Consider the following 7442-nt stretch of genomic DNA (forward strand, 5'->3'; position numbering starts at 1 on the left):
CGCCCTCATATCACTCACGCTATACAGGCCGGTCTGACCTTCACGTTCGAGCTTAACCCAGGTCTCAATATCGCTGACCTCCACCGTATCAGAAAGTAAAAAGGTCAAATGGCTTTCCTGATATTTTTTATTTAGGAAAGCCATTTTTTATAATAAAAATAGACAGATGTATTTAATATTTACTTTAATTGTTATTTTATAATATCACCTTATATGTGGTGCTGTTCATCTGCCAGGTTTGCTGATATTTTTGTTATGTTAGGGCAGAAATGTTTTGGAATATACTGATACTTAGTTGTATTTCTAAAGTGGGCAGGCACGGGGTTTGGTATGATAGGTGTATTAAAAGTTTTTAAAAAGCCTATAATTTATGTTTATCTTATATCCATTATGGTGGCCCATAACGGATATCTTATTATTTATCCTGTTGTACAAAAAATCTTAAAAATAATACCTAATACGATATATGACTTCCATTCATGGAGTGATGCGTTAAGTTTTTTAGAAATTATAGATATTCCTGAATTTATAGTCGGATTCTCGCTGTTTTTTATGTCTTTTATGTTGACCATAAGAAACCGTATAGCATGGTTTATCTCTATATCTTTGTTGTTTTTTATGGTATTATTTAACTTAATAATGAAAAATGGAAATGAATTAAATAATATATATGAAGTAATATCAATTTTATTTCTGGCAACCTTCTGGAGGCAGTTTTACAGGTACAGTATAGGTGGAATAAGTATACTTTCTTCTTTTAGTATACTTTCATTAATTGTCTATGGAACCCTTGGTGTTCTTTATCTTGGTAGTCAGTTTAATCCTAAAATTGAGGATTTATACTCCGCATTTTATTTTGTCATTGTTTGTATGTCTACGGTTGGGTTTGGTGATATCGTGCCGTGTACGCCCACGTCGAGACTGTTTACAGTTACCCTTATTATCTTTGGTATTACTATTTTTACAGCGTCGGTTGCTTCAATTGCCGGAACGTTAATTCGGCATAATGTACATCGTATTCTTACAGGGGGTTTTTCTTACGTGGTTCGTAATAATCATTACATTATCGCAGGGTCGTCTTCTCTGGCTCAAAGTGTGAGTAAAAATCTTGCTGATGGTGGAGCTGTTGTAACAGTGGTCTGCTACCCGGATCATAAAAAATTATTTCCGGATTATATGGATGTGGTGGAAGGTGACCCTTCAGCGATAGATACCCTTAAACAAGCAGGGGCTGATAAAGCAAAATATATTATATCGCTGATGGATAATGATGCGGATAATGCTTTTGTTATTCTCACATCTAAGGAAATATCAGGTGAAAAAACTAAAACTATTTCTCTGGTCAATGAAAGCCAGAATATGAATAAAATCAAACACGTACATCCTGATGGTGTACTTTCCCTTCAGCAGCTGGGAAGTGAGATTCTCGTAAGAGCTTTAAAAGGGGAAAAGATTGATGATCATGTTATTGATATTTTCTTCGTCAATCCCGTGAAAAAATAGTTTATTTAATTGGTGATGAATTAATAAAAATGGAAAATAAAATAAAATCACTAAATGAAAAAGATTACTTTCTAATATTAAAAAATTTAAAAATTTCTGTTATAATACCGTGCTATAATGAAGAGGTTACCATTGTTTCGGTAGTAGAGAAATTTCATAAAATATTGCCGGGTGTACCAGTTTATATTTATGATAATAACTCAACAGACCAAACGGTAGATCGTGCCCGTAAGGCTGGTGCAATTGTTCGGACTGAGGCCTTACAAGGGAAAGGGCATGTTGTTCGTCGCATGTTTTCCGACATTGATGCTGATCTTTATATTCTGATTGATGGCGACGCAACGTATGATGTTGCTGCTGCCCCTGAGATGATTAGAATGGCATTGAGCGATGGCCTGGACATGGTTAACGGTGCGCGTGTTGCAGATTGTAATGAGGCGTACCGTCGGGGGCATATTTTTGGTAATAAGGTTCTGACAGGTATTGTCGCAAGTATATTCGGACGCAGGCTTTCTGATATGCTTTCTGGCTACAGGGTGTTTTCGCGTCGGTTTGTTAAATCTTTTCCGGCTCTTTCATCTGGCTTTGAAATAGAAACAGAGCTGACTGTTCATGCTCTTGAATTAAGCATGCCGGTTGGCGAGATGCCTGTTCGATACATTGAAAGACCACCAGGGTCGGTTTCCAAGCTGAAAACTTACAGAGACGGTTTTCGTATTGTTCGAATGATTTTTAAGCTTGTTAAGCAGGAACGTCCTTTATTTTTCTTTAGTGCTATCGGTATCTGTATAATATTGCTGAGCATTTTTTTAGGAACTCCTGTTATCATAGACTTTTTTCATACAGGGTTGGTTAAAAAACTACCCACAGCTGTACTGTCTACTGGTCTGATGATACTTGGTTTCTTTTCCGTGGGTTGTGGGTTAATTTTAGATAGTGTTGCACTGGGTCGACGAGAGGTAAAGCGTCTCGCATATCTGGCAGTAGCATCACTTTCGCATTTGTCTTGTGATATTTTATGATCCCGCCTGAGTTAAGGGGGGTATGTTACTGACCTGATATGACCCGATGCACGGCATAGCCTGTACTGGCTATGCCGGTTCGTTAGGATAATGGTGCTGTTGGACATCATGAATTTATTGTTGTGATTTGTATCTGACACAACTTTCATTATCAGTGAGAAGGTCTTTTATCCTTTCTCACTGATCGTCATACACTCTATAGCCCGGTTATATGTTTCGCTTCTTCACAGCCAGTAAAACAGTCAGCTCTGATAACGCGTATAAAGTTCATTTACATACTGGTTAACACCATGTGTAACATCACTAAACACAATATCACACCCGGTATGACGTAGCTGGCTCATATCAGCTTCAGTAAAGCACTGATATTTTCCACGTAATTTTTCGGGAAATGTGATGTATTCTATAAAGTTTTCTTTTACCATTTGTTCGAGGGAGAGTGAGGGTAATCCTTTAATTTCGCGAACTGTATTCACAACGGTTGAAGCAATGTCATTAAATGGCTGAGCTTTGCCGGTGCCCAGGTTAAACACACCGCTATGCTCCGGATGGTCAAAAAACCAGAGTTTGACATTGATCAGGTCATTGATAAAAATAAAGTCACGCTTCTGCTCTCCGGCGGCGCAATCTCCATATTCGCCAAAAAGTTTTACTGAACCATTGGTCATGAACTGATTGAAATTGTGAAAAGCAACTGAAGCCATGCTGCCTTTATGCTGCTCACGACAGCCGTAGACGTTAAAATAACGAAAACCTGCAACCTGTGTTTTCAGGTCGGGTAAATTCCGCCTGACAACCTGGTCGAACAATAATTTTGAGTAGCCATAAACATTAAGAGGCTTTTCATAAGCTGGTTCTTCTCTGAATGTTGTAGAAGCCCCGTAAGTTGCGGCACTTGAAGCATAAAGCAAACGTGCTCCGGTTTTTTGACTGTAGGCCAGAACTTTTTTGCTGCTTTCAAAATTATTGGCCATCATATAGCGGCCATCCTGCTCTGTAGTAGAAGAGCAGGCACCTTCATGGAAAATAGCCTCGATCTGACCATAGTGACCGCTAAGTAATGCATCATAAAAATCGTGCTTATCGATATAATCTGCAATTGAAAGATCAGCCAGATTTAACGCTTTATCGCCATGAGTCAGGTTATCAACTGCAATGATATCTGTAATACCACGCACGTTAAGGGCACGGATGATATTACTGCCGATAAACCCTGCTGCACCTGTAACAATAATACGTTTTGTCATGGTATATAATACTTTATGCCGTCAAAAGGTTAAATTCTATCTTTCTCATATAATGATTATCACATCTTGTTATACATATATACTGTTTGGCTAAGGTGTGTCGTCAGTTAAGCAGAATAATGAACAAAGTCAGCTGTATGGCGACGGGGAATGTTGTCTATAGCCAGTCTGCATCAAATGTCTTATCGGCCAGAGCATAAAATCCTGACGTTAAACGCGCAGAGCTTAACTGACGACACGACCTGGAAGATTCATTTTAAAACTTTTTCAATAAAATTTATTTTTAGTAATTTAATTTGTATAATTATTTATTATAGGGAATCAATTCATATAATTTTAGATAATTTTTTTTATCACTTCTGATTTATACCAGATAAAAAAATTGACCCTTATTACAAATAAATATATTTAGTAAATTACTAACATTTTTTATTTGTAATAAAGATCAGGGAAAACAAAATGGCTGGCACATCATCTGCATCCCAGGATTATTCAGCTGATATAGAAAATAATTATACAAATATTAGCGGTGGTTCATGGACAGCCCTTTTAAACTCAGATGGTGTTACAGTTTATTCCAGTGGTACAGCAGTCATAAGCGGCCCTGTGAATCTATGGAATGCGGCTAATCTCTACATTCAAAGTGGAGCAGTTGTTAGTGGGCTTACTGCGGTTCACTCTTATCCCGGGGGAAGTGGCCCCAGAATATTTGTAAGTAGTGGAGGTGTACTGGAAAGCTCATATACTGCAAATGGTCGTCTTACGGTTTCATCAGGTGGGAAATCTATAGCCAATACATATGAAGCGGAAACAGTATTTATCAGGAGTGGAGGCTCCTCTTCAGATGATACCTTTTTAAAGGAAACTTTTAGTACAGGTTCGCTTGCAACTGGTACTCTGAATGGTTCTGCTTTTGGTGTTGGTACTGCTAATCGTGTTATTACAGTTTCATCAGGTGCTTCTATATCTGATGCTGATATTACAAATCAAAAATTATTATTGCTGAGTGGTGGTGTTTATAATGGAATCTCAACGCCTTACTCACCTCCTGATCTTGTAAATGCAGCGCAGGTTATTAGTGGAGGGGTGTGGACAGCCTCTCTGAATTCAGATGGTGTTACAATTTATACAAGTAGTCAGACTTCTTATAGTGGTACAGTTGACCTCTGGAATGTTACAACATTAAACATTTTGAGTGGCGCTGTTGTGACTGGAATTACAGCAGTTCATACATATAATGGTGTTGGTCCTACTATAAATGTTAGTAGTGGTGGATTAATTGAAGATTCCTATACAGCCAATGGGTACCTTAATATTTCATCAGGTGGATCGTCAGTTAATAATATTTATGAATCAGAAATTACTGTTATAAAAAATGGCGGTACGTCAATAAATGATATTTATACAGAGTCACATCTGAGTGGAAATAATACCTCAGGCACTCTTAATGGTTCAGCTTTCACTGCAGGTGACGGTCGCGTCAGCCTTCTTGTTTCTTCGGGGGGTACATTAACTACGCCTCAGGTCGTTAATCAGCAGTTAACTGTTAATCAGGGTGCTGTTTATACTGCTACATCAGATGATTCCTGTTTCCTTGCCGGTGCAAGGGTTCATACACCATCAGGCTTAGTTCTGGTTGAAGAGCTGCGTGCGGGTGATGAGATTGTTACTTATGTAGACGGAGCTGAAATAACATCTCCTCTGATCTGGACGGGGGAAGCCCGCTGCGTTGTAAACCCTTATTTGTCTGATGACGAAGCAGGGTATCCTGTCCGCATTTTGCGCGGTGCACTTGCGCAGGGTATTCCATCTGAGGATCTTCTGATTACGTCAGAGCACTGCCTGTTTTTTGAAAATTCTTTTATCCCTGTGCGGATGCTGGTTAATGGCCGTACGATTTTCTATGATAAAACAGTAACGACTTACGCATATTATCATATTGAAGTCAGTAATCATGCTATTATCATGGTTAACGGCGTAAAAACTGAAAGTTATCTTAATACTGGTAGCAGGCGTAATTTTCGTGTGTCAGAAGGTATCATGAGATTTAAAGAAAAACCTCATAACTGGGTTGATCACGCTGCCGCGCCTCTTATGGTTAGCCGGGCTTTTGTTGAGCCAGTATATCGTGCGCTTGAAAAACGTGCAGACGATATGGGTATTATTAAGAAACATACAGCAGATCTTGTTCATGATGCAGATCTTCATTTACTGTCAGAAACAGGAAAAATCCTGAGACCCGCCAGAAAGCAGGGGAATTTTGTAAGTTTCATGGTTCCACCGGGAATTTCAAAAGTCAGGATAATCTCCCGCACATCAAGGCCCTGTGATACAGAAGGGCCTTATGTCGATGATCGTCGCCAGCTGGGTGTCCTTGTCGGTAAAATTATATTGCTTGATGCAGGGAAAGATCGTTCTATTAACGATCATCTGATGGCAGAAAAGCTGACGGGCTGGGATGTTATAGAAAGCCAGTTATATCGCTGGACACAAGGGGACGCCGTTCTTTATTTAAATCGATCAGACGTTGAGAGTTTAGCGATGCTGTCAGTCGAGGTTGTTGCGGCTGGTCCATATCTGAGTTCTGAAATATCAAAAAGAAAATATATGATGTCTTGTAACTAGTTATATAATATAAATCTTTATGATTTGCAGGTCTGTTTGAAATAACAGGCCTGCAGGTATAAGAGAAAATTTACGGTTTAAACATTAAGCCGGGCTGTCATTGTTTCGTGCTTTTTTCATGAAATTTGAAATATCTGCACGCATAGCAATCCGGAATGCCTCAAGTGTTTCCGTTCCTACGTAATGCTCCAGCCCCTCGGCATCAATTCGCGCATTATCCGGACTAACGCCAAGAGCCAGAAGAAATGTCTCAACAACCCGATGGCGTGTTTTAACTTTGTCAGCCATTTCCCTTCCGGCGGGTGTTAAAAAGATACCGCGATAGGGTTTTCGGGCGACCAGCCCTTCCTGTCCCAGGCGCACCAGCATTTTTGCAACAGTTGGTTGTGATACTCCGAGACGTTCAGCCAGGTCGACCTGACGTGCCTCCTGACCTTCATCAAGTAAATCTGCGATAAGTTCGACATAATCTTCATGAAGAACAGTTTGTCTTGCTGCGCGGTTTGCACGAAAACCTTCAGAGTGGGTTTCTGTATCCGGGAGTGGGGCAGGTCTTTCCATGTATTTTTTCATATATCTGGTTGCGGTTATCCGGGCTTTGATAAGGTGAAGATTATTCTGAAATGCATATTTTATAACCATCATAATATCATGCTTATGACTGAATGACCATTCGCGAATTTTATGAATATCTATGTGCTAATTAATATAGCATATTGCATATATCTGGCAGATACGCTTAAGTGGGCGTGTTATGTTCACTTTTTTCTAAGATATTTCTGGCAGAAGAAGTTTGGCACCTATGTGTATCTCTAAATATAGCAAATGCTATTTTTATAAGCTAAGGCATAATATCACTCCCTTTAACGCCGGAGTTGATCTTGGCCAGGCTGGTTTGCGTGGTGTATTTTATTCCTGTGCTGTCTTTGGTCTGGGCTGGTTAAGCTTAGATGTTGCCCGTGCAGAAAGGCTAAGCTCTTCCCGGTCCGCTGATATGTTGCCGCATTTTTCGGCCGGACATAGTGGCGGGGGGCCGCTTCCTCCT

General features: G+C 39.7%; 6 protein-coding genes. 4 read left to right on the forward strand and 2 right to left on the reverse strand.

Annotated elements, in window-relative coordinates; all coding sequences use genetic code 11:
- Nucleotides 1-330 precede the first annotated feature (330 nt).
- Together kch and HK11_RS07045 are read left to right on the forward strand one after the other, a co-directional pair.
- The gene (gene kch / locus HK11_RS07040; RefSeq protein ID WP_086554649.1) at nucleotides 331-1503 is read left to right on the forward strand and encodes a voltage-gated potassium channel protein; all 1173 of its coding nucleotides are present in this window, start codon (nucleotides 331-333) and stop codon (nucleotides 1501-1503) included.
- Between the two features lie 29 nt (nucleotides 1504-1532).
- Nucleotides 1533-2525 (forward strand): glycosyltransferase family 2 protein, encoded by a 993-nt coding sequence (locus HK11_RS07045; protein WP_086554650.1) that lies wholly within the window; start codon nucleotides 1533-1535, stop codon nucleotides 2523-2525.
- A 242-nt stretch (nucleotides 2526-2767) separates the two neighbouring features.
- Here the strand turns inward: HK11_RS07045 and rfaD are convergent, their stop codons facing one another.
- A complete protein-coding gene (gene rfaD / locus HK11_RS07050) occupies nucleotides 2768-3772 on the reverse strand; it encodes an ADP-glyceromanno-heptose 6-epimerase (protein WP_086554651.1) in 1005 nt (334 codons plus the stop codon).
- Between the two features lie 459 nt (nucleotides 3773-4231).
- Between rfaD and HK11_RS07055 the strand changes: the two genes are divergently transcribed.
- Nucleotides 4232-6397 (forward strand): Hint domain-containing protein, encoded by a 2166-nt coding sequence (locus HK11_RS07055; RefSeq protein WP_086554652.1) that lies wholly within the window; start codon nucleotides 4232-4234, stop codon nucleotides 6395-6397.
- An 84-nt stretch (nucleotides 6398-6481) separates the two neighbouring features.
- Here HK11_RS07055 and mntR read toward each other — a convergent pair whose 3' ends face one another.
- On the reverse strand, nucleotides 6482-6970 hold the full coding sequence (gene mntR, locus HK11_RS07060; RefSeq protein ID WP_086554653.1) for a manganese-binding transcriptional regulator MntR: 489 nt from the start codon (nucleotides 6968-6970) through the stop codon (nucleotides 6482-6484).
- Between the two features lie 229 nt (nucleotides 6971-7199).
- Here mntR and HK11_RS12575 point away from each other — a divergent pair.
- Nucleotides 7200-7442, forward strand: a 243-nt coding sequence (locus HK11_RS12575) for a hypothetical protein (RefSeq protein WP_233133356.1), incomplete at its 3' end; no start/stop codon positions are given.

It is taken from the genome of Acetobacter sp. DmW_043, assembly GCF_002153485.1.
Taxonomy (GTDB): domain Bacteria; phylum Pseudomonadota; class Alphaproteobacteria; order Acetobacterales; family Acetobacteraceae; genus Acetobacter; species Acetobacter thailandicus.